A 21,531-nucleotide genomic window follows, 5' to 3' on the forward strand; every position below is an offset into this window, starting at 1 on the left:
TAAATTTAGAGATGAGGATTTTTCGTTGGATTTGATTTTAATTTAGCAATGGAAGCATCTAATTCAAAACCTAACAACAAAACCATACAGTTAATCCACAGATAAAACATGACAACCAAAAGTGTGCCAATGGATCCGTAGAGTTCATTATATTTCGAGAATTTCACTACCCATATTCCAAAAAAATAGGAAGATAGTACAATTAATATCGTAGTAAAAACTGTACCTATAGTGATTAATTTTTTCCTTTTAGATTGTTTAATACCATATTTAAAAAGTATGGCGGTTGCCAAAAGAATCATAAGTATTACAAAAACGTATCTTCCCATTTCCAACAAGGATATCTTATCGGAAACTCTACTGGTTAACACATCCTGAATAATCGTTTTTTGAATGATAACCTCTAAAACAATGATGGCGGCAACGGTAATAATAAGAATACTCGTTAACAACAATGAAATAAGCAACGCCACAAAATACTGTCTGAAATAAGGGCGTTTCACTGTTACATGCAACGAAGTTTCAAAACCACTCATAACCGCATTTACGCCGTTTGTCATTAAAAAAACAGAAAGAAAAACCCCCCAAGACAATAATCCGGAATGACTATTATGAAGGATATCATTAATAATCTGTTCAATAGCCGCAAAAGTAGTCGGTGGTACACTTTCCTGAACGAAATAGAGAAAATCTTCCTGAAATCCTTCGATGGGAATGTAAGGAATCAAGTTCAGAATAAATAACGCAAATGGAAACAAAGCCATAAAAAAGCTAAATGCAATAGCAGCCGCTCTATAACTGATTCCTCCTTGCAAAATACCTGAAATGTAAAATTCAATAAGATCGTAGAAAGAGACACCTTCAAGCCAAGGCAGCTTAATATTATCTAAAATCACCACCAATTGTTTAATCAGCGGAATCTTATTTAGTATTTCTCTGGTTTCACTCATTTAGATTGCTTTCAGACTTAAATCCATATTATGAACCGAATGGGTCAATGCTCCCGAAGATATGTAATTTACGCCACATTCAGCATATTGACGGATGGTATTTTCGTTAATATTTCCCGAAGATTCTGTTAAACATTGATTCCCAATAAGTGCCACCGCTTTTTTGGTATCCTCAAAATTAAAATTGTCAATTAAAATTCTGTAAACACCATCGGATTGCAAAATTTCTTCAATTTCAGCCAAGTTTCTAGCTTCAACAATAATTTTCAAATCCAGATTATTTACTTTTAAATAGTGCTTCGTTTTTTGAATAGCCTGAGTAATTCCTCCTGCAAAATCATTATGATTGTCTTTCAACATCACCATATCGTACAATGCAAAGCGATGATTTTCTCCACCACCAATTTTTACAGCCCATTTTTCGGCTGCGCGAAATCCAGGAGTTGTTTTTCTGGTATCTAAAACTTTCGTAGCTGTTCCTGCAAGCAAATCAACGTAATGACGTGTTTTCGTTGCAATAGCACTCATTCGCTGCATCGAGTTTAATACTAAACGTTCGGCTTTTAAAATTGACTGAGAACTTCCTGAAACATGAAAAACAACATCACCATATTTAACCCGACTTCCGTCTTCAATAAAAACCTCGACTTGTAAATTCGCATCAACGTGATTAAAAATCATTTTGGCAAACTCTACGCCTGCAATAATTCCTTCGTCTTTTACTAAAAGTTTTGCCTTTCCCTCAGCTGAAGGAGGAATACACGCTAACGAACTATAATCGCCCAGACCAATATCCTCACGAATTCCATTTTTTATAATTGACAATAATTCTTCCTGAAACTGTGCTTCTGAAATCATACGATTGAATTTTTTATAAGGTTGCTAAAATAAGGAAAAAACTGGATTTTGTTATTTGTTGAATTGTTATTTGACAAAGCTTTTCAAGTTTGTAACTTTGCTTTTTCCGCAATTCACTTAAAATGAACATCAAACTATTGGCCATAGGCAAAACCGACAATAAAAATCTTCAAGCTTTAATTGATGATTATACTAAAAGATTATCGTTTTACATCAAATTTGAACTGGAAATCATTCCGGATATTAAAAATGTAAAAAATCTCAGCGAATCCCAACAGAAAGAAAAAGAGGGAGAACTTATTTTGTCGAAACTCTCTGCTACTGATCAGCTTATTTTATTGGATGAAAACGGGAAAAACTTTTCCAGTGTTGGTTTTAGTGAAGAATTACAAAAAAAAATGAACTCAGGTGTAAAAACCTTGGTATTCGTAATTGGCGGTCCGTATGGATTTAGTGAAGAAGTATACAAAAAAGCTCAAGGAAAAATTTCACTTTCTGCAATGACCTTTTCTCATCAAATGGTTCGTTTGTTCTTTATTGAGCAATTGTACCGTGGATTTACTATCTTGCGCAACGAACCTTACCATCATCAATAAGTGTTATCCGTACTGATTCCAACATATAATTATTCGGCATTGCAACTCGTAAATGAAATCCTTCGTCAATGCGAAGAGGCGCAAATTATCTTTGAGATTGTAGTTTCTGATGATGGTTCCAACGACAAAACAACTTTATCTGAGAACCTTATAATCAATAATTTATCATACTCTAGATTTGAACAAAATCCGATCAATCTAGGCAGAGCTGGAAACATGAACCTTTTGTCAAAAAAAGCACAATACGAATGGTTACTTTTCATGGATTGCGATACCTTTCCGAAAGAAAAAAACTTCATCAGTAATTATCTTGGTGAAATACAAAAAAGCGATCAACTTGTACATTTCGGAGGTATTTGTTACAAAGAAAACCCTCCAAACACTAATCAGATTTTGAGATGGAAATACGGTAGAAAACGGGAAGAAATCAAAGCTTCTGATCGGCAAAAACATCCTTACAAAAACACACTAACATCCAATATTTTAATTCATAAAACCATTTTTCAAAACGTAACTTTCAATTTGAAGATTACAGAATATGGCTATGAAGATTGGGTATTTGTTACCGATTTACAATCCGAAGGAGTTACTATCAATCATATCGACAATCCGACGTATCATTTGAATTACGAAACCTCTAAAATCTTTTTAGAAAAAACGAAAAAAGCGTTAGAAACATTAGTATTTATTGAAGAGTCCAAACTTATTTCAACTGAAAAAACCAAAGTTCAAAAAGCATACAAATTCCTTCAAAAGTTTAAATTATCAGGTATTTTTTGCTATTTCTTCAACTTGGTTTTTAAAAAAATCGAACATCAACTGGTTTCATCAAATCCGTCTTTATTGTTTTTCGACTTTTACAAATTAGGTTACTATACTAGGCTGAAGTCAAATCGTTAAATAGAGCTTCCCACTTTGACATAATTCTCTCAATACTGAATTGCTTTACAGAACTATTCCCCTCACTACCGATTCGCTTACGCAATTCAAAATCTTCCATTAATGCTTTCATTTTTTGCACAAATTCGTCTTCAGTTTGACTTAAATAACCATTATTACCGTTTTCTATTATTGTTCTTGGCCCAACGGGGCAATCATAAGCAACAATAGGTAATCCCATAATTTGCGCTTCAAGAAGTACCATTGGAAACCCTTCGGAACGTGAAGTCATCACATAAATCGAAGATTCTAGGTATTTATCTTGAATATTTTTAACCGGTGCATAGAAATTAACAGAAGTTGTAATGTCCAAAGAATCGGCCATCGCAAGATGTTCATCCAACAAATGTCCATTACCATAAATATCCAAAACCCAATCTTTTTTCTCTTGAACAACTTTACTCCAAATTTGAAGAAGTCTATCAATTCCTTTTTCATAAGAGTGACGCGCTATCGAAATCACTCTCTTTTGGGTCAGATTACTCGTCACCTCCGAACGAAAACTAACAGGGTTCGGTATAATCTTTCCTTCTAATTGCCATTCTTCGCGGCTATGTTCTGATAAAAAAACTCTTTTTTCAAATGTTTTCAAAAGCGTTACCCGGAGATATGCCCGTAGCGAATTTAAAAAATCAAATGATTGTTTTCTAGTTTCATTATATTTTGATCCATGAATTTCAAATACAATCTTTGCCTTACTTTTTACGAAGAGATTAAAACAAAATCCTTTCCAACCAAAATCACAAATAACAATAAGATCCGGCTGAATTTGATCGAGATAGGACTTTACTTTTTTATAATAATCCAATATACGAAATGGCTTAAATCCATTGGTTTTACAATCTATTACATTAACTTTCGGATTAAAATCGTAAAAAAAAGAAGTTGTTTCATTATTGGAAGTCAGAATATAAACTTCGTGACCACAAGCTTCAATGAAATGATTGGTTTTAATTGAAAGAACTCTGGCCACTCCTCCTTCATCATATACAGTAGGTGTCAGATATAGAATTTTCATTTTTTTGAACTCAAAAATTCATCATAATTCCTTATATAATCCTCTTCGTCAAACTCTCCTGAATTCAAAACCAAACAAACTGATCCTGAAGAAAAATTTTGAAGCTCGCGCCAGAATCCAGGCGGTATCAAAAGACCAACATTGGGTTTATTGAGAAAGAAAACCTGCTTTTCAAAACCGTCATCAATGATAACCTCAAAGCTTCCACTGAGAGCAATCAATAATTCCAGTTGTGCAATGTGAGAATGTCCACCTCTGAAAGCACTCGAAGGAACATCGAAGAGATAATAAACTCTTTTACATTCAAACGGAATAGTTCCGTTTTGAATAAAAGCCAGATTTCCTCTAGTATCTTTAATTGTTGGTATTTCTATCAGCTGTATCTTTTCCAAAATCTTCTAAATTAATCGTTTTGTCCACAATAAAAAGTGGCCTTTGTTTCACTTGATTGTAAATCCGTAACACATACTCTCCAATTATTCCTAGTGAAATGAGTTGCACACCACTGAATAAAATTATAGCCAAAATTGTTGCCGTAAAACCCTGAGGAATGTCGTTGTACATTAACTTGCGGTATAAATTATACCCAAAATAAAGCAATGAAATACATATTGTCATCAATCCTAATCGGGTGATAAAACGAATTGGAAAATCACTGAAATTAAAAATACCTTTAAACGCCAACTGTATCAGTTTTCCCCAAGTATATTTTGAGTTTCCGGCGAAACGTTCTTGTCTTTCATATTCAAATCCAATTTGTTTAAAGCCAACCCAGGCTCTAATTCCTCTCAAATACCGATCCTGTTCGGGCATTTCATTCATCAAATTGACAACTCTTGTACTCAACATAGAAAAATCCCCACTATCGATAGGTATTTCGAAATTAGAAATTCTTCGTTGCAGGCGGTAGTATAACTTGTAGCAAATCCGTTTCAAAAGGGATTCTTTTCTGTTTTTTCTAACCGCATAAACCACATCGTTTCCTTTACAAAGCAAATCATAAAAATCATGAATCAATTCAGGCGGATCTTGTAAATCACCATCAATTATTAAAACACCTTTTCCGGGATTACTATATTTCAAACCAGCACTAACTGCAATTTGGTGCCCATAATTTCTAGAAAGAAAAATTCCTTTGAAATTGGTATCATTGCCACAAATATCTTCAATCATTTCCCGAGTCAAATCAGTGCTTCCGTCATTCACCAATACAACCTGAATAGAAAAACTGGCCGTTTTGATTATTGCTTTCAATCGTTCCACTAATGGATACAATGTTTTCTCTTCATTATAAAGAGGAACTACAATAACTATATCATTTTTAAAGGAATTCATACAATCGTTATTCTGTTATGGTAGAATCTTTAACCCGTATTACAATTGATTTCTTCTGGTAAAAATCCATTAATTCCTGGTTTTTCCAATTGTCTTTATCATTTGTAAGTCCCATATCCACCGCATTATAAATTGTTGTTGGTTTGTTTTCCAAAGGTTCAACTACACAATCCTCATTTTTAGTATTTTCAAGAAAATGAAATCTTGCTTTCAATTCTTTATCATACTTATAAGCTTTCAAAGAAAGTAAATCTTTATATGCAATTGTTACATTATTATGTGAAATGAAATTAAAAATAATCAAAATTCCTAAAACAACTTTTGTGGATGGATTGATTTCAAAATGAACTCTGGCTGAAAAATAATGAACCAATGATACAAAAAAGTAGAAAAATGTAACGATAAAAAAGAATACCGAAGTATTGATGGTTCTTCCGGGTGGTGGACCATTAGTACTCCATAACCCAGGAAATATTCCCATGAACACAATCAAAAGAAGCAATCCAAGAACCAATAAAGGGTGTAAAAAAAATCTTGACGGTATTGCTGCAATTTTTTCTTTAATCGTATTGAAAAGAAAAAAACAAATTAATGTCAGCAATGGAATCCAAAGTGTAATGTAATAAAATGAAAGTTGAATTGATTTCAATATTGAATGCACTAATAAATTCTTAACCGTAAAATGACTTCCTCTCACGGAATTTCCTGGAGCGAGAACTTCAAAAGCTGCCAATCCACAGGTTAACAGCAATAGCAACAATAATAACCAACTGATTTTCTTTTCCTGAACATAAAATAATACATTTAAAAGACAATGAATCAGCAGCATTATAATTACAATAATTTCATTGCAACCCATGATCATTGGCAAAAGAACTAATGCAGCCAACACGTATTTTATTTTTTTAGCTCTATAATAATGAATAAGTGACGTAAAGTAGAATAATGCCAAGGAAACTGGCAATTGATTCGTTATAGCTCCTGGCATCCAGTAAAAACCTTCACATAGATCCGGCATCAAAAAAAGATAGGAAATTACGATTGCTGATGACAACCCTAATTTTTCACATTTGTTCAAATCCAATTGTAAACTTGCGACAAAAGCAAAAACTGAAAAAACAAATAACCCAAAAAGGAGAATCGGCAAAATTTTAAAACCGAAAAAATCATTGAAATATAGAGGATCTAAACTAAGTAAACCATTAGAAAAATACCTTCCCGACCAATCATGATATCTTCGAATTTGTACACTCCAGAAAGGCTCCAACTGAGATTCATAAGCATACCAAAAATCATCAGAACCTGGATTATTAAAAAAAGAAAGCAACAACAACGGAAACAAACTGATTAACATCAGATAATACATAAGTTTAGGGCTAACAATAATATCTGTTATTCTCTTAAATTTATTGAAAAAAATCATGGTAGTTTTGTCGCTAGGTTGACTGTTTGTCATATTTTTGCCTCAAATATAACTCTTTTGTCTACAAAAATGATTAAAAAACCCATTGTTAGTGTAATCTGCCTCTGCTATAATCATGAAGAGTATGTGACGGATGCATTGGACTCAATCATTAAGCAAACGTATGACGAAATAGAAATTATCATTATCGACGATTGCAGTACAGACAAGTCGGTTGAAAAGATTGAACTTTGGTTACAAAACCACCCCGAAATTGTTTTCATCCAAAACAAAGCAAACCTTGGCAACACCAAATCCTTCAATATTGCTGCAAAGCAAGCCAGTGGAGAATATCTGATAGATTTTGCGACTGATGACCTTCTGATTGAGAATTGCATTAAGAAACAAGTCGATCGATTTCAAAATTCCATATATAAAAATCTCGGATTAGTATATGGCAATACCCTTCTTGTTAATGAGAAAGGTGAATTTCATTCCTATTTTTTTGATGTAGACCACAATGAGAAAACAATTGTAAAAAGACCAACAGGAAGAATATTTGACCATGTTATCGATACGGGAAAAGCGATATGCTCAGTTTCTGGCATGGTTTCCAAGAAGGCATTCGATGAATTAAATGGTTATGATGAACAATTAGCTTACGAAGATTTGGATTTATGGGTTAGATTATCGTATGAATATGAAATCGATTACATTGATTCGGTATTGGTCAAAAAAAGAATCATTTCAAATTCTTTAGGTTCGCAATTCCACCGAGAAAAAAAATATTCCCAAAAAATCAATCATTCCACTTATCTGATTTTAAAGAAAATCATTCGATTGGTTACCACCAAAAATCAATGTAAAGCACTGTTAAGGAAGATTAATTATGAGATCAATCTTTCCATAAAATCAAAAAACTATGGTTTACTAATTAAGTTACTTATTGTAAAAATGAAAACACATTGGTTAATGCTTATTAAACCAAACTTTTCCTGAAAATCACCACCAAAACACAAGTATACAAAACGTAGGTTATGGCGTGCGCAATAACAACTCCTTCCGTTTTTAAGCAATTAATCAATAGCGTACTTGAAAACAACAATATCATTAATGAAATTAATTCGGTTATTATGAATGTTTTGGTCATTTTTTTAGCAAAAAACTGCATTCCAAGAATCAAAGAGGCTCCTTTAAAAAAATCGCCAATCAATTGCCAGAAAAACAAGGTTTCTACAGGTTTAAAATCATCAGTAAACAAAAGCTGTATCAAACTATTTTTCAAGACAAAAACCACAACCAAACCAATTCCGAACACTGGGACAATGTGTTTATAAAATCCTCGAATCACCTCTTTCGTTTCGTCCTCATTTTCTGCCAAAACCATTTTCGGATAATAATAAACGGTGATTAATGTGTTCAAAAACAACAAATAATACGATGAGATTCGACACATTGCCTCCCAATAACCAGCGGCATTAATATCCACTGTTGTAATCAAATGATTACGTATCAAGAGTAGAACCAAAGGACCAAAAATCCCCGACACAAATGCCATAAGAAAATAATGTGACAAATTTTGCAGCAAACTCCAGTCAAATAAACCGGGTTTAAAAAAAGTTGCTATTGAAAAATCTTCCAATAGAAAAAAGAGACTCACGAAAAACAACAATCCAGGCGTAATGATAATCGAGATAAGCGCACCGTAAATCTGAAAGTTAAAAACCAAAATCACAGTGACTAATAAACTCAAAAGTGTACCTATAATCGTAATATAAATAATCTTTTTAAACTTCCCTAAACCATTAATTACTGCATTTAAATATAATCCTCCAATATGAAGTGGCAATACAAAACCTAATAATTTAAAAATGTATTCAAAATGATACTGCTCCCCAAAAATAAACGTGTTCAACTGTTCAGCCAATACAAAAAGTGAAATTCCAAAAACAATGGTTACTACAAATAAGCAACAAAATAAGGTAGAAATAATTTTCTTCAAACCCTCTTTGTCTTTTTCATTTTCAGCCACATACTTTACTATTCCCGACTGAAAACCAAGACTAGCCACATTTTCAATTGAAACCAAAAAATTACGAAGGTTTCCTAACAAAGCCATCCCTGTTGGGCCAACAAAAATAGCCAACACTTTTGATGTAATTAAACCAACACCAATTTTAAGCAACACACTGATACTGTTCAAAGAAGTTATTCGAAACAGTTCTGAGGTTTGTATTTTTTTTACAATCCTCACTTAGTGTACCGATTTAAAACTGAAATAATATGACTTACTTCATCATCTGTCAAAACAGCACTCATTGGCAAACTCACTACTTCATCATGAATTTTTTCAGTAATTGGAAAAGACAATTGATTCCATTCCGGAATTGCCTTTTGTTTGTGTGGAGGAATTGGATAATGAATCATGGTTTGGATTCTATTTTGATGTAAATAATCTTGAAGTTGTAGTCTGTCTTTACATCGAATAACAAACAAATGAAACACATGGTTATCTGATAAATCCCAATGAGGCAAAACAATTGCATCGTTTTTAATTTCATTGATATAACGTTTTGCGATACTTCTCCTTCTTTCGTTATCCGAATCCAAATCGGGAAGTTTTATATTTAAAAAAGCCGCTTGTAATTCATCCAATCTGGAGTTAAAACCGATACTTTCGTTGTAATATTTTATTTCAGAACCGTAATTTCGCAATTTAAGAATTGTTTTTGCTAACATTTCATCATTGGTTAACACGGCTCCACCATCACCCAATGCACCAAGATTTTTACCTGGATAGAAGCTGAATGTTCTGGTGTGACTTCCTTGAAATGGCAATCCGTGACCTTGCGCGGCATCTTCAACAATTAAAAGATCATATTGATAACCCAATTCGATTATCCGATCCATTTTTGCTAACTGCCCATACAAATGAACGATTAAAATCCCTTTGGTTTTATCCGTAATTTTTTCCTCAATTAATTCAGGATTGATATTATAAGTAGTTAACTCCGGTTCAACCAAAACAGGTACTAATCCAGCATGCAGAATTCCTAAAATACTGGCAATATAAGTATTGGCTGGAACAATAATTTCGTCACCTTTTTTCAACACGCCTCTTTCGATATAAGCCAAAAAAGTCAATGTAATGGCATCCAATCCGTTACCTACTCCAACACAGTACTTGGATTTACAGTATTGGGCGAAATTTTGTTCAAAATCCTTGACTTCATTACCCAAAATATACCAGCCACTATCCATAACCCGCTTCAGACTTTCCTGAAAAACGGCTTCATAGCGAAGGTTTATTTTTTTAATGTCTAAAAATGAAATCATAGTTTAATTTTATAATGCTCCTGTGAATAAATAGCACAGCCTAATTCTTCTTTCTGTTTCAACAATCCTTCATTATACGAAGTTCCATCATTGACAATACCCATGTCAAAAAATCGCTTTCCTTCCCTTTTGAATTTTTCAATCAAATACATAAAAAGAAAATCCAAGGCTCTATCTTCTTCACCTTCTTTTGTTGTTGCTCCGTACTGTGATTTAACGCCGTTTTCAAATTCAAAAATGGTTATTCCGGCTAAAATAGTTTCCTCTTTATAGATCGAAAATTGACGAATAGAATGGGGAAATAAAACCTTTAACTTTTCCATTTCATCTAAAGTGTGTACAGGACTTGATTGGTGTTTTTCTGACAGTCTCGGGACCAACACTTTTTCCCAAAACACCTTTACACTCGATTCCTCTTTAATCTCCAAATGCAAATCATCAAACTTCTTCCAGTGTTTTTCTTTCGATTTATGAAAACGATGCTGTTGTGAATAATCAATTAGCAACGCCATATCCTTTCGATAGGCAGTGACACCTTTCTGAAACAAACAAAAATCAAGACCAAGATTTCCAATTTCACTATACAGCGGAGGTTGCATTTTAATTGTAAAATTAGTTATACCATTGCTTAGCAAAAAGGTTAAAACACTTTGAAAAACCAACGTAAAATTGGATCCCCCAATATTTTTTGTCATAACAAATCCGCCGTAGGTTAATCCTTGATGCGAAATCACTTCGCTTTTAGAAATAGTAGCAGGAGTAATGGCAATAAGATTCTTTTTCGAGTCAAAAACCAGCATTGAAAAATCTTCAAACCGATCTTTATGGTATTCCATGAAATCTCTATGAAATAGGAATGTGCCATTTTTAGCCTCTGAAACAAATTGGTTCCAAATAATATAATCTGAGGATTGGTATTTTCTTACGGAATAGTCTTTCACTACTTTACATGTTTTGAGTATAGTAGTTATAATCTTTCAAAATAGTGCGGATAAATTCTCTGTTATTGGTAGTCTCCATTTTTTTGATACCTGTAACTTTTTCGATTTTTTCCTTCAACTTATTAATAAGTTCATAATCATCCTGTGCAACCGCGTTATTGAATGTTTCCTTAATAATTCGCATATCATTATCGGAAAGTTTAATTACCATAGCATACGTTGGCACGTATTCGTTTCCAATTTCTTCCAATATCGTATTGCTAATAGTGATACTGTTCTTAAGAGTAATTACTGCTGTACCTGCAGCCATATCTCCAAAACGTTGTACTTTTTTACTAGAAACCATCGCAATTAGTCCAATTATACCTCCCATTAAATTATTTTCGATAATTCTAAAAATCCAACGTATCAAATAATCGCCAAAACCGGCTTGGTACCCATCCAGTTTAACCACTTTTATTTTGATTAGTTTTTTTCCGATGGTCTGTCCTTCAAAAATAGATTCCAATACCAACGAATAAACAAAAACAGGAAAAAACAAAACAATGATTACAGTTATACCAGACCAAGGATCTGCATTATCAATGTATCTTGACAATCCCAACATATTCAAAAACACATAGGAAATTACCAAAACGTAAGCCAATTTTATCACAATATCTATAAAACTTGCCAGTATTCGTTCGCCTACCGAAGCTGCTTTAAAATTTATATTGACATTTTGTGTTGTATTTATTGTTAATTCTGACATAATAATTATTTTAGCACTCTAATGAGAGAAGTAGCTTTTATAAAACAAAATAAAGAAAAATGGCTTGAACTTGAGCAAGCAATTTTGGGTAAATCTATAAAAAATCCTGATGAAATAGCCAATTTGTATATTCAAATCGTCAATGACTTATCCTATGCCCAAACGTATTACCCTAAAAGTAAGACTGTTGTGTATCTAAACCATTTGGCCTCACAGATTTTTCAGAAAATTTACAAAACCAAAAGAACCGAAACAAATCGACTTGTGTATTTCTTTACAACAGAGGTACCGCTATTGGTTTATCATTACAGAAGGTATTTACTGTACGCCTTTGCGTTGTTTTTTGCTACTGTTGCCATAGGAGTGGTATCGGCAAAATACGATCAAGATTTTGTGCGATTGATTTTGGGAGACGCTTATGTGAATGAAACATTAGACAACATCAAGGATGGAAATCCTGTAGCAATTTATAAATCGGGAAGTAATTGGGGCAGCTTTGTGGGTATAACATTCAACAATTTACGCGTTGGAATTATGTGCTACATCTACGGATTTTTTGCAGGAATTGGTACCTTTTACATTTTCCTTCAAAACTGTATCATGTTGGGTTCTTTCCAATATTTCTTTTATGAACAAGGTGTATTTTGGGAAAGCGTTCGTGGCATTTGGATTCACGGTTCGATGGAAATTTTTGCGATCGTAATAGAAACTGCAGCCGGATTCATTTTAGGCGCTTCAATCCTATTTCCAAGGACTTTTTCAAGAATAAATTCTTTGAAAATTGGTTTTAAAGACAGTTTTAAAATTTTCTTGAGTACTTTTCCCTTTACCATATCCGCGGGTTTTCTGGAAGGGTTTATCACAAGATATTCAATTGACATGCCCATTTGGCTTAGTAGCTTTATCATTTTATCAACATTGGCAGCTATATCCTATTACTATTTAATATACCCATTTCTAGTTCATAAAAAAATCAACAATAATTATGTTCCAACTCTATAAAAAAAGAACTTTTGGAGATTTAATTTCCGATACAATTGCTTTTTTCAGAAGCAACGGAAAACATTATTTTAAAAACTATATTTCAATCAACGGAATCTTCATTGTTCTTTTTGTTGTTATTATTTATTTCTTGATGCGACTATATATGGATTTTATATTTTCCATGTCAACAATGGCTGGTCAGAATAATAATCCTGAAAGTATTTTCAACCAATATTTCAATGAAAATTTTCCATTATTCATAGGAAGTATAATCGTGACAATGCTATTGGCAATGATTGTATCGATGTTAAATTTTGCTTTTCCGGTAATTTATCTTGACTTAATGGAAAAAACCAGAGGCAATGAATTTGGATCCAAAGAAATTATTACTGAGTTGAAAAATAATGTCGGCCGATTGTTCATTTTTGCTATCGCTTCCATTTTTATTATGATGCCTATTCTATGCATCATTGTAATGATTGTTTTTGCATTGGTATTCATAATCATTGGTTTCCCTTTACTTTTCATCGTATTCCCTGCTATATTATGTTGGGTTGGACTTAGTTTCTACGATTACCTTACCGCAAAATCAGGCTATTTTGAAGCGCTTGGCAATGGATTTTCTTTATTAAAGCAAAAATTCTGGACTAATATTGGTACCGTAGCAATTGTTATATTTATGATTCAGGTGGCACAGGGAATTATTACCATGATTCCTTATATGATTGGAATGTTTTCCATGATGACCACATTACAAAATCCTGAAGCAATTCAAGATGGCACTTTTTTAAGTGGGTTTTCTTTATTATTTTCTGTTGTAATGGTATTATCAGTTCTATTAGGACTATTTTGTAATAATATACAATTCATTAACCAAGGGCTCATTTATTACAGCCTACGTGAAGAAAACGAAGAGCATGGTTCTCATTCTGAAATTGATTTAATTGGTACTGACAGTGAATAGACTTTTATATATTTTTTTATTTTTTATTTCGAATAGTTATGCTCAAAGAGATTCTTTGGATATGGCAAAAGTAAATATTGATAAGACATCAGCAGTTGAAGTCCGTCATTTCGGATCTGACTTTAAAACCAAATATAAAGATCCAAGTTTCGTCTATGAATTCAAGACACCTGAGAAAAATGCTTGGGACCGGTTCAAAGAAGCAATTGCCGATTTTTTTAATGACTTGTTTGGATTCGCGGATAACAATATTTCGGCTAAAACAATCGAAATAATCTTAAAATCAATAGCCGGACTTATCATTTTATTTGTGATTTATCTCATAGTGAAAGCGATAATGAATAAAGAAGGAAAATGGATTTTTGGAAGAAATTCAGACAAAAAAATCATTGATTACTCTGAAGTCGAACAAAACATTCACAGTGTTAATTTTGAGAAATTAATCAAAGAAGCTTTAGAACGCGGAGAAAAAAGAATCGTTATTCGATATTATTATCTATGGTTGCTAAAAAAAATGTCTGATAAAAGCATCATTGAATGGGATATTGAAAAAACCAATTCGGATTATAGTTACGAAATTCAAAATGAAAAGCTCAAAACAGATTTCAATTATCTTTCGTACCTCTATAACTACATCTGGTATGGTGAATTTGAAATTACAGAAGACACCTTTGATAAGACAAGAAGATCATTTGAAACCACTTTCCAATCATTAGTAAAATGAACAACAAAATAATTTTATATATCGTTATACTATTACTAGTGATTATTGGTGTGGGCTACATTGACGCTGCGCGACCAAAACCCATAAATTGGAATCCTAGTTATAAAGTCAGCGACAAAATTCCGTTAGGACTTTATGTGTTTGATAAAGAAATCGGAGGATTGCTCAAAGATTCCAAAATTGAAAAGTTAGACGTAACACCTTATGAATTTTTCACGCAGAACTATGCGAATTCGGAGGATTATGAAAATGACTCCATTGCTCCCGTATATACAAAAGAAGGTACATTTCTGTATATTGATGAATCAGCACGATTGGATGATGAATCCATCAACGAAATACTTACCTTCGTTTCTTACGGTAACAAAGCTTTCATCAGTGCAAAGGATTTTCCAAGAAGTTTACAAGACAGCTTACAACTAAATCTTACTTCCGAATATTCATTTGGTATGGATATTTATAATTCGGTGTACAATGATAAACTTGGGAAAAAAGAATACAAACTCAACGAAGGAGTTTCCAATAGTTATTTCAACAAAATAGATTACGAAACCACTACTGCTTTGGGTTATATCAGACAGGATACATCCAGAATCAATTTTGTGAAAATAAATTATTATCAAGGAGAGATTTACCTTCACAATCAACCGGCTGCCTTTACCAATTTTCATTTGCTAAAAGACAATCATCACGAATATGCCGAAAAAGTACTTTCCTATGTTCCTAAAGGAAATATCTTTTGGTATACCAAAGAACAAATGGGTAATAAGGATGCTGAATCGCCATTACGCTATATTTTGAGTCAACCGGCGCTAAAATGGGCATGGTATATTTTCTTGATTGGTACATTATTGTTCATGATTTTTAATGTCAAGAGAAAACAACGTATTGTTCCTATCATTAAACCATTGCACAATACCACAATTGATTTCGTAAAAACCATTGGAAATTTATACCATCAGGAAGGAGATCATGACAATATCATCGAGAAAAAAATCATTTATTTTCTGGAAAGAGTACGAAATGAATATTTAATGGACACAACAGTTCTTGATGATCATTTCATCCGAAAATTACACCAAAAATCAGGAAAAGACATTTCAGTAATAGAGAAAGCGGTTCGATTAATCAATGCGCACAAAAAAAGTCCGCACTCTGCCATTGAATCCGATTTAATAGAAATTTCAACAGCAATAGAAAACGTTTTACATAAAGACTAACAATATGGAAGAGAATACAGCACAGGAAGTAAATTTTGAATCACGCATCAATTTAAATCCACTTTTAGAAAATATAAATGCTATAAAAAAAGAAATCGCGAGCGTTATTGTAGGTCAGGAAAAAATGATTGACCAATTATTGGTAGCCATTTTATCCAATGGCCATGTACTTTTGGAAGGCGTTCCTGGTGTAGCTAAAACCATTACGGCCAAATTAGTAGCCAAAACTTTGAACATTGATTTTAGCCGTATCCAGTTTACGCCCGATTTAATGCCTTCTGATATTTTAGGAACTTCTGTGTTTGATTTGAAAAAATCAGAATTCGAATTCAAAAAAGGACCCATTTTTTCCAATTTGATTTTAATTGATGAGATCAATCGTGCCCCAGCTAAAACACAAGCGGCTTTGTTTGAAGTAATGGAAGAACGCCAAATCACAATTGATGGGAACCAATATGCATTAACTGCACCGTTTTTAGTAATCGCAACACAAAACCCAGTAGAGCAAGAAGGAACGTACCGTTTACCAGAAGCACAGCTGGACCGTTTCTTGTTCAAAGTAAGTATCGATTACCCTAAATTGGAGGAAGAAATTGCCATTATCCAACGTGAACACTCGTTACAAAGCAACAACAAGTTGGAAAACATCAAAGCGATTTTAACCGCATCGGATATTGTTAGCTATCAGGCATTGGTAAAACAAGTGATTGTTGAACCAAATCTAATTCAATACATTGCCAAAATAGTAACCAATACTAGAGAAAACGGTTTCATTTATTTGGGTGCCTCTCCACGTGCTTCTATTGCTATTTTGAACGCTGCCAAAGGATTTGCTGCCATCAAAGGTCGTGATTTCGTAACTCCGGAAGACATCAAAGAAGCTGCGATCCCAGTTTTACAACACCGTATCATTGTAACTCCGGAACGCGAAATGGAAGGGATTACGAGTACTGAAGTAATCAAACAAATCATTGATTCAGTAGAAATTCCAAGATAATTTTTAATCTTAATAAGTCCGATTTGAATTTTTTTAAAAAACTATACATCAATAACTTCTTTTTCTACTGCCTTATCGGCATTGTAGCACTATTTTGTTTGGCATTCATGTTTCCAGTGCTTTACAATATGGTGTGGAATGCATTATTGACACTAATCACATTCCTTGTATTGGATATAGTGATAGTCTTTTTTGCAAAAACCGGAATTGAAGCCACTAGGATAACTCCAGAAAAACTTTCGAATGGCGATGAAAACCCTATCCGATTGGAAATCAAAAACTATTTCACGTTCCCGATTTGGATAAAAATTATTGATGAAATTCCGTTCCAATTCCAAGTCCGTAATTTTGAAATCAATAAAAAAATAAAGGCATCCGCTGAAGAGATTCTAAATTACAATTTACGTCCAACACAACGCGGGGAATACCATTTTGGCAACTTGAACATCTATGTTTCTTCACCCCTTCGACTCATTTCAAAGCGTTTTATATTCGATGGTGGAAAAATGGTGCCAACTTACCCTTCCTACATTCAATTACGAAAGTATGACTTAATGGCTTTTTCAAACAATCTACACCAATACGGACTAAAAAAAATAAGAAGAATTGGTCATACGATGGAGTTTGAACAAATCAAAGAATATGTACAAGGCGACGATATAAGAACATTGAATTGGAAAGCTACGGCGAAGAAAAATGCGTTAATGGTCAACCAATTCCAGGATGAAAAATCACAATCAGTATATATGCTAATCGATAAAGGGCGTGTCATGAAAATGCCTTTTAACGGATTGAGTTTATTGGATTACGCCATCAATTCTACGTTGGTTTTATCCAATATCATTCTGAAGAAACAAGACAAAGCCGGAATGCTAAGTTTCTCTAAAAAAGTGGAGAACCGTGTAATTGCAGAAAAGCGTTCGTCGCAAATGCAGAAAATACTGGAATCGTTATACAATATCAAAACCGATTTCTTCGAGAGTGATTACAGCCGATTGTATGTTGATATTAAGAAAAACATCACGCATCGAAGTCTGATTATTTTGTACACCAATTTTGAGACATTAGATAATCTACACCGTCAATTACCCTATTTGAAAGGAATTGCTAAAAATCATTTATTAGTAGTTGTCTTCTTTAACAATACCGAATTGAATCAGTTCATCGATAAAAAAACGGAAACCATTCAGGAAGTATACGATAAAGTCATTGCCGAAAAATTCACTTTTGAAAAACGTTTAATTGTCAATGAGTTGAAAAAATATGGGATTTACACCGTACTTACCCAACCTGAGAATCTGACATTAGACACCATCAATAAATATTTGGAAATAAAAGCCAGAGGAATTCTGTAATTCATTGTGTTTTTCTCATTTGGAGATGAAAAAAAACTTAGTAACTTAGCCATTTAGTAACTAAGCTATACTCCCATTGAAACAAATCACTTCGGTACAAAATCCATATATCAAATCTTTGGTTTTACTTCAGGAAAAATCGAAAGAACGCAAAAAAACGGGAACATTTTTAATAGAAGGTGTTCGTGAAATTGAATTGGCCCAAAAAGGCGGATATGAATTGCTAACGATTTTATATTGTAATGACGTATTGGATCATTCGCAAATAGCAAAATTCGCAAATACTGAAATTGAACGAATAGAAATCTCCCGTGATGTCTATCAAAAATTAGCTTATCGCGACACTACGGAAGGTATTTTGGCCGTAGCAAAAGCCAAATCATTCCATTTATCTGATTTACAACTACCTGACAATCCTTTGATTTTAGTAGCCGAAGCTCCTGAAAAACCGGGAAATATTGGTGCCATGCTGCGCACTGCAGACGCTGCTAATTTGGATGCAGTAATTATTGCCAATCCGAAAAGTGATATGTTCAACCCGAATATTGTCCGTTCGAGCGTAGGTTGTATTTTCACCAATCAAATAGCAGTTGGAACGACCGAAGAAATTATTCGCTTTTTAAAAGATAACAATATTGATTTTTATGCTGCTACATTGCAAAATTCGACAAGCTATCATGTGCAGGATTATACCAAAGCAACTGCATTAGTTGTAGGTACCGAAGCAACCGGTTTAAGTCAAGAATGGCGCAATCATGCTACACAGAATATTATCATTCCGATGCAAGGTGAAATAGACAGTATGAATGTATCTGTTGCCGCCGCAATATTGATTTTTGAAGCCAAAAGACAACGCAATTTCAAATGATAAAAAAACTCTTTTTTCTAATTCTTGGTTGTATGGCTATCCTGATGGTTTTCCGCAAAAAAATTGCCGATTGGTATTTCAAAAATAAAACCAAGCATACTGTAGAACAGGTTATTTCTAAACACGAAAAAAAAGTATTGGAGAAGTACACTCTAAACTTTAAAGAGGCGAAAATTGATTCCACTAACTTTGAAATTGCTTTATTAGCCTTTAAAGATACTCGAAAACTGGAACTATACGTTAAAAATCCAAATTCCGATTACAAACACCTCAAAACTTACGACTTCACCGCTTTCAGTGGTAAGATTGGCCCAAAATTAGTCAACGGAGACAAACAAATACCAGAAGGTATTTACAGCATGGAATACCTCAATCCAAATAGCCGTTATCATCTTTCCATGAAAGTCAGTTACCCTAATGCTTTTGATTTGGAAAAAGCCAAAACGGATGGTCGAACTGATTTAGGTGGAGACATTATGATTCACGGAAAAAAAGTAACCATTGGATGCATACCCATTGGAGATAAAAACATAGAAGAAGTCTTTACTTTGGCTGCCAAATCGACCAATCAGCGGTTTCCAATCATCATTGCTCCAACCGATTTCCGCAAAAACAAAAAATTCCCTGTTATTGAATCCATTAATTGGGAAAATGAACTATATTCCACTATTCAATTCGCACTAGAAAAATACAACACCCTATGAAGAAAATTTACTTTTTCGCATTACTACTAATAAGTTACAATGCATTTGCACAAATCACTTCGCAACAAATAGATGAAGTTGCTGCTAAAACATTAACGGCTTTTAATGTACCCGGTATTGCTGTTGCTGTGGTGAAAGACGGCAAAATAGTTCATGCCAAAGGGTATGGAGTAAAGTCATTGCAAACTAACGAACCCGTTAACGAAAATACCCTATTCGGAATTGCATCCAATAGTAAAGCATTTACATGTACGGCCTTAGCTATATTAGCTGATGAAGGTAAATTAAAATGGGACGATAAAGTCACTACATATTTACCTCACTTCAAAATGTATGATCCGTATGTAACACAACAATTTACAATTCGTGATTTGGTAACCCATCGTAGTGGTTTAGGTTTAGGCGCCGGAGATTTGATGGTTTGGCCTGACGGTACCGATTTTACAGCCACGGAATTGGTGTCCAATATTCGTTACCTTAAACCGGTTACCAGCTTCAGAAACAACTTCGAATACAATAATGTTTTGTATGTAACTGCGAGTGAAGTTGTTGCAAAAGTAAGCGGTAAATCATGGGCCGATTTTGTACAAGAGCGTATCCTAAATCCTGTTGGAATGACTAACAGCGTAAGCAATGTTGGAAATTTAAAAGACACTTCCAATGTTATTGACCCTCATGTTCCCACGGATGGTAAATTGGTAATCATCCCAAGATACAGTAGTCATATATTTGACGGTGCAGCGGGAATTTACTCGAGTGTAGCTGATATGAGCAAATGGGCTTTGGTTCAGTTGAATGGTGGAAAACTCGACAACAACAAACCATTGCTGTCCGAAGCGCAATATAGAGAAATGGGGCAATTACAAACGATTACACCAAGTTTCACTAGAGCACCATACAATACACATTTCAGTGGATATGGCTTGGGTTGGTTTTTAAGCGATATTAAAGGCTACAAACAATTGTCGCATACTGGTGGTTTGGAAGGAAACGTAACACAATTCACTTTAATTCCTGAAATCAATTTGGGAATCATAGTATTTACTAATCAACAATCTGGAGGAGCATTTTCAGCAATCACAAACACAATCAAAGACAGTTATCTAAATGTAGAGACTAAAGATTATGTGAAATTATATAGCGAAAGAGAAGCGGAAGCCTTTAAAAACCATGAAAAAACCATGTCAGAAGCTTTCGGAATTGCCAAAGAAACGTTTTCATTCCCTTATGTAGGCAAGTACAGAGACAATTGGTTTGGTGAAATTGAATTGTACCAATCCAATGGAAAATATTATTTTAAATCCACTCGCTCTAAAAACCTAAAAGGCCAAATTTTGAGCTACAAAGGCGATACATACATCGTGAAATGGGACAATCGAACCCTAACAGCCGATGCTTTCATGACTTTCGAAAACAAAGGAAAAAAAATGACGATGAAAGCCATTTCCGATTTAACAGATTTCAGTTATGATTTCCATGATTTGGAATTTACGAAAGGAACTTCAAAAGGTGTTAAAAAATAACCTAATTTTCATACAACTCTTTGAAATGTTTTCAAAAGTGAGTAATTTTAAGGAATAGAAGAAGAA

General features: G+C 33.7%; 22 protein-coding genes. 12 read left to right on the forward strand and 10 right to left on the reverse strand.

Annotated features, from left to right (window positions below; translation table 11 throughout):
• Window positions 1-5 precede the first annotated feature (5 nt).
• Both ACS8MM_RS05040 and nadC read right to left on the reverse strand, forming a co-directional pair.
• The gene (locus tag ACS8MM_RS05040; RefSeq protein ID WP_379713718.1) at window positions 6-950 is read right to left on the reverse strand and encodes a YihY/virulence factor BrkB family protein; all 945 of its coding nucleotides are present in this window, start codon (window positions 948-950) and stop codon (window positions 6-8) included.
• Entirely contained in the window at window positions 951-1,808 is an 858-nt protein-coding gene (gene nadC / locus ACS8MM_RS05045) for a carboxylating nicotinate-nucleotide diphosphorylase (RefSeq protein WP_379713720.1), read from the reverse strand.
• A 122-nt stretch (window positions 1,809-1,930) separates the two neighbouring features.
• On the opposite strand from nadC, the gene rlmH reads away from it, so the two are divergent.
• Complete coding sequence (rlmH, locus tag ACS8MM_RS05050; protein ID WP_379713722.1) at window positions 1,931-2,404, forward strand: 23S rRNA (pseudouridine(1915)-N(3))-methyltransferase RlmH; 474 nt, start codon at window positions 1,931-1,933, stop codon at window positions 2,402-2,404.
• A complete protein-coding gene (locus ACS8MM_RS05055; protein ID WP_379713724.1) occupies window positions 2,405-3,304 on the forward strand; it encodes a glycosyltransferase family 2 protein in 900 nt (299 codons plus the stop codon). It abuts the gene before it with no gap.
• Here the strand turns inward: ACS8MM_RS05055 and ACS8MM_RS05060 are convergent.
• Genes ACS8MM_RS05060 through ACS8MM_RS05075 form a run of 4 tightly spaced genes read right to left on the reverse strand, consistent with a single transcriptional unit; the run spans window position 3,282 to window position 7,152 of the window.
• Window positions 3,282-4,361, reverse strand: a complete 1,080-nt coding sequence (locus ACS8MM_RS05060) for a glycosyltransferase family 4 protein (RefSeq protein ID WP_379713726.1) — start codon at window positions 4,359-4,361, stop codon at window positions 3,282-3,284. The two genes, ACS8MM_RS05055 and ACS8MM_RS05060, sit on opposite strands and share 23 nt — an antisense overlap.
• Window positions 4,358-4,753: a sugar 3,4-ketoisomerase gene (locus ACS8MM_RS05065; protein ID WP_379713728.1), complete on the reverse strand. Its 396-nt coding sequence runs from the start codon at window positions 4,751-4,753 to the stop codon at window positions 4,358-4,360. The genes ACS8MM_RS05060 and ACS8MM_RS05065 overlap by 4 nt, the downstream gene beginning before the upstream one ends.
• A complete protein-coding gene (locus ACS8MM_RS05070) occupies window positions 4,716-5,696 on the reverse strand; it encodes a glycosyltransferase family 2 protein (protein WP_379713730.1) in 981 nt (326 codons plus the stop codon). The genes ACS8MM_RS05065 and ACS8MM_RS05070 overlap by 38 nt, the downstream gene beginning before the upstream one ends.
• Window positions 5,697-5,703: 7 nt before the next feature.
• Window positions 5,704-7,152, reverse strand: a complete 1,449-nt coding sequence (locus ACS8MM_RS05075; protein WP_379713732.1) for a DUF6056 family protein — start codon at window positions 7,150-7,152, stop codon at window positions 5,704-5,706.
• Window positions 7,153-7,188: 36 nt separating this feature from the next.
• Between ACS8MM_RS05075 and ACS8MM_RS05080 the strand changes: the two genes are divergently transcribed.
• Entirely contained in the window at window positions 7,189-8,097 is a 909-nt protein-coding gene (locus tag ACS8MM_RS05080; RefSeq protein ID WP_379713734.1) for a glycosyltransferase family 2 protein, read from the forward strand.
• Here ACS8MM_RS05080 and ACS8MM_RS05085 read toward each other — a convergent pair.
• The 4 genes from ACS8MM_RS05085 to ACS8MM_RS05100 are packed head-to-tail and all read right to left on the reverse strand — an operon-like array spanning window position 8,078 to window position 12,126.
• On the reverse strand, window positions 8,078-9,301 hold the full coding sequence (locus ACS8MM_RS05085; RefSeq protein ID WP_379713736.1) for an O-antigen translocase: 1,224 nt from the start codon (window positions 9,299-9,301) through the stop codon (window positions 8,078-8,080). The two genes, ACS8MM_RS05080 and ACS8MM_RS05085, sit on opposite strands and share 20 nt — an antisense overlap.
• Window positions 9,302-9,348: 47 nt before the next feature.
• Complete coding sequence (locus ACS8MM_RS05090; RefSeq protein ID WP_379713738.1) at window positions 9,349-10,434, reverse strand: DegT/DnrJ/EryC1/StrS family aminotransferase; 1,086 nt, start codon at window positions 10,432-10,434, stop codon at window positions 9,349-9,351.
• The gene (locus ACS8MM_RS05095; protein WP_379713740.1) at window positions 10,431-11,375 is read right to left on the reverse strand and encodes a FemAB family protein; all 945 of its coding nucleotides are present in this window, start codon (window positions 11,373-11,375) and stop codon (window positions 10,431-10,433) included. Before ACS8MM_RS05095 ends, ACS8MM_RS05090 begins: the two co-directional genes overlap by 4 nt.
• Before the next feature lie 4 nt (window positions 11,376-11,379).
• Window positions 11,380-12,126, reverse strand: a complete 747-nt coding sequence (locus ACS8MM_RS05100; RefSeq protein ID WP_379713742.1) for an RDD family protein — start codon at window positions 12,124-12,126, stop codon at window positions 11,380-11,382.
• Between the two features lie 21 nt (window positions 12,127-12,147).
• Here ACS8MM_RS05100 and ACS8MM_RS05105 point away from each other — a divergent pair, with 21 nt between their 5' ends.
• From ACS8MM_RS05105 to ACS8MM_RS05145, 9 genes are all read left to right on the forward strand, one after another.
• On the forward strand, window positions 12,148-13,128 hold the full coding sequence (locus ACS8MM_RS05105; RefSeq protein ID WP_379713744.1) for a stage II sporulation protein M: 981 nt from the start codon (window positions 12,148-12,150) through the stop codon (window positions 13,126-13,128).
• A complete protein-coding gene (locus ACS8MM_RS05110) occupies window positions 13,112-14,074 on the forward strand; it encodes a hypothetical protein (RefSeq protein ID WP_379713746.1) in 963 nt (320 codons plus the stop codon). The genes ACS8MM_RS05105 and ACS8MM_RS05110 overlap by 17 nt, the downstream gene beginning before the upstream one ends.
• Window positions 14,075-14,135: 61 nt before the next feature.
• On the forward strand, window positions 14,136-14,798 hold the full coding sequence (locus ACS8MM_RS05115) for a DUF4129 domain-containing protein (protein WP_379713748.1): 663 nt from the start codon (window positions 14,136-14,138) through the stop codon (window positions 14,796-14,798).
• Entirely contained in the window at window positions 14,795-16,018 is a 1,224-nt protein-coding gene (locus ACS8MM_RS05120) for a DUF4350 domain-containing protein (protein ID WP_379713750.1), read from the forward strand. The genes ACS8MM_RS05115 and ACS8MM_RS05120 overlap by 4 nt, the downstream gene beginning before the upstream one ends.
• 4 nt (window positions 16,019-16,022) lie before the next feature.
• The gene (locus ACS8MM_RS05125; RefSeq protein ID WP_379713752.1) at window positions 16,023-17,015 is read left to right on the forward strand and encodes an AAA family ATPase; all 993 of its coding nucleotides are present in this window, start codon (window positions 16,023-16,025) and stop codon (window positions 17,013-17,015) included.
• Between the two features lie 23 nt (window positions 17,016-17,038).
• Window positions 17,039-18,370 (forward strand): DUF58 domain-containing protein, encoded by a 1,332-nt coding sequence (locus tag ACS8MM_RS05130; protein WP_379713754.1) that lies wholly within the window; start codon window positions 17,039-17,041, stop codon window positions 18,368-18,370.
• Window positions 18,371-18,446: 76 nt separating this feature from the next.
• A complete protein-coding gene (locus ACS8MM_RS05135; protein ID WP_379713756.1) occupies window positions 18,447-19,238 on the forward strand; it encodes a TrmH family RNA methyltransferase in 792 nt (263 codons plus the stop codon).
• A 32-nt stretch (window positions 19,239-19,270) separates the two neighbouring features.
• On the forward strand, window positions 19,271-19,942 hold the full coding sequence (locus ACS8MM_RS05140) for a L,D-transpeptidase family protein (protein WP_379713758.1): 672 nt from the start codon (window positions 19,271-19,273) through the stop codon (window positions 19,940-19,942).
• Window positions 19,939-21,465 carry a serine hydrolase gene (locus ACS8MM_RS05145; protein WP_379713760.1) on the forward strand — a complete coding sequence of 509 codons (1,527 nt, stop codon included), beginning with the start codon at window positions 19,939-19,941 and terminating at the stop codon, window positions 21,463-21,465. The genes ACS8MM_RS05140 and ACS8MM_RS05145 overlap by 4 nt, the downstream gene beginning before the upstream one ends.
• Window positions 21,466-21,531: the final 66 nt, after the last annotated feature.

This window comes from Flavobacterium sp. MAHUQ-57, assembly GCF_051908335.1.
In the GTDB taxonomy this organism is placed as follows: Bacteria; Bacteroidota; Bacteroidia; order Flavobacteriales; family Flavobacteriaceae; genus Flavobacterium.

What these genes read in the sequence shown, in the direction of transcription:
- ACS8MM_RS05040 (WP_379713718.1), bottom strand. Translation starts at nt 950, where the DNA reads ATGAGTGAAACCAGAGAAATACTAAATAAGATTCCGCTGATTAAACAA.
- nadC (WP_379713720.1), bottom strand. Translation starts at nt 1,808, where the DNA reads ATGATTTCAGAAGCACAGTTTCAGGAAGAATTATTGTCAATTATAAAA.
- rlmH (WP_379713722.1), top strand. Translation starts at nt 1,931, where the DNA reads ATGAACATCAAACTATTGGCCATAGGCAAAACCGACAATAAAAATCTT.
- ACS8MM_RS05060 (WP_379713726.1), bottom strand. Translation starts at nt 4,361, where the DNA reads ATGAAAATTCTATATCTGACACCTACTGTATATGATGAAGGAGGAGTG.
- ACS8MM_RS05070 (WP_379713730.1), bottom strand. Translation starts at nt 5,696, where the DNA reads ATGAATTCCTTTAAAAATGATATAGTTATTGTAGTTCCTCTTTATAAT.
- ACS8MM_RS05075 (WP_379713732.1), bottom strand. Translation starts at nt 7,152, where the DNA reads ATGACAAACAGTCAACCTAGCGACAAAACTACCATGATTTTTTTCAAT.
- ACS8MM_RS05080 (WP_379713734.1), top strand. Translation starts at nt 7,189, where the DNA reads ATGATTAAAAAACCCATTGTTAGTGTAATCTGCCTCTGCTATAATCAT.
- ACS8MM_RS05090 (WP_379713738.1), bottom strand. Translation starts at nt 10,434, where the DNA reads ATGATTTCATTTTTAGACATTAAAAAAATAAACCTTCGCTATGAAGCC.
- ACS8MM_RS05100 (WP_379713742.1), bottom strand. Translation starts at nt 12,126, where the DNA reads ATGTCAGAATTAACAATAAATACAACACAAAATGTCAATATAAATTTT.
- ACS8MM_RS05105 (WP_379713744.1), top strand. Translation starts at nt 12,148, where the DNA reads ATGAGAGAAGTAGCTTTTATAAAACAAAATAAAGAAAAATGGCTTGAA.
- ACS8MM_RS05110 (WP_379713746.1), top strand. Translation starts at nt 13,112, where the DNA reads ATGTTCCAACTCTATAAAAAAAGAACTTTTGGAGATTTAATTTCCGAT.
- ACS8MM_RS05115 (WP_379713748.1), top strand. Translation starts at nt 14,136, where the DNA reads ATGGCAAAAGTAAATATTGATAAGACATCAGCAGTTGAAGTCCGTCAT.
- ACS8MM_RS05120 (WP_379713750.1), top strand. Translation starts at nt 14,795, where the DNA reads ATGAACAACAAAATAATTTTATATATCGTTATACTATTACTAGTGATT.
- ACS8MM_RS05125 (WP_379713752.1), top strand. Translation starts at nt 16,023, where the DNA reads ATGGAAGAGAATACAGCACAGGAAGTAAATTTTGAATCACGCATCAAT.
- ACS8MM_RS05140 (WP_379713758.1), top strand. Translation starts at nt 19,271, where the DNA reads ATGGCTATCCTGATGGTTTTCCGCAAAAAAATTGCCGATTGGTATTTC.
- ACS8MM_RS05145 (WP_379713760.1), top strand. Translation starts at nt 19,939, where the DNA reads ATGAAGAAAATTTACTTTTTCGCATTACTACTAATAAGTTACAATGCA.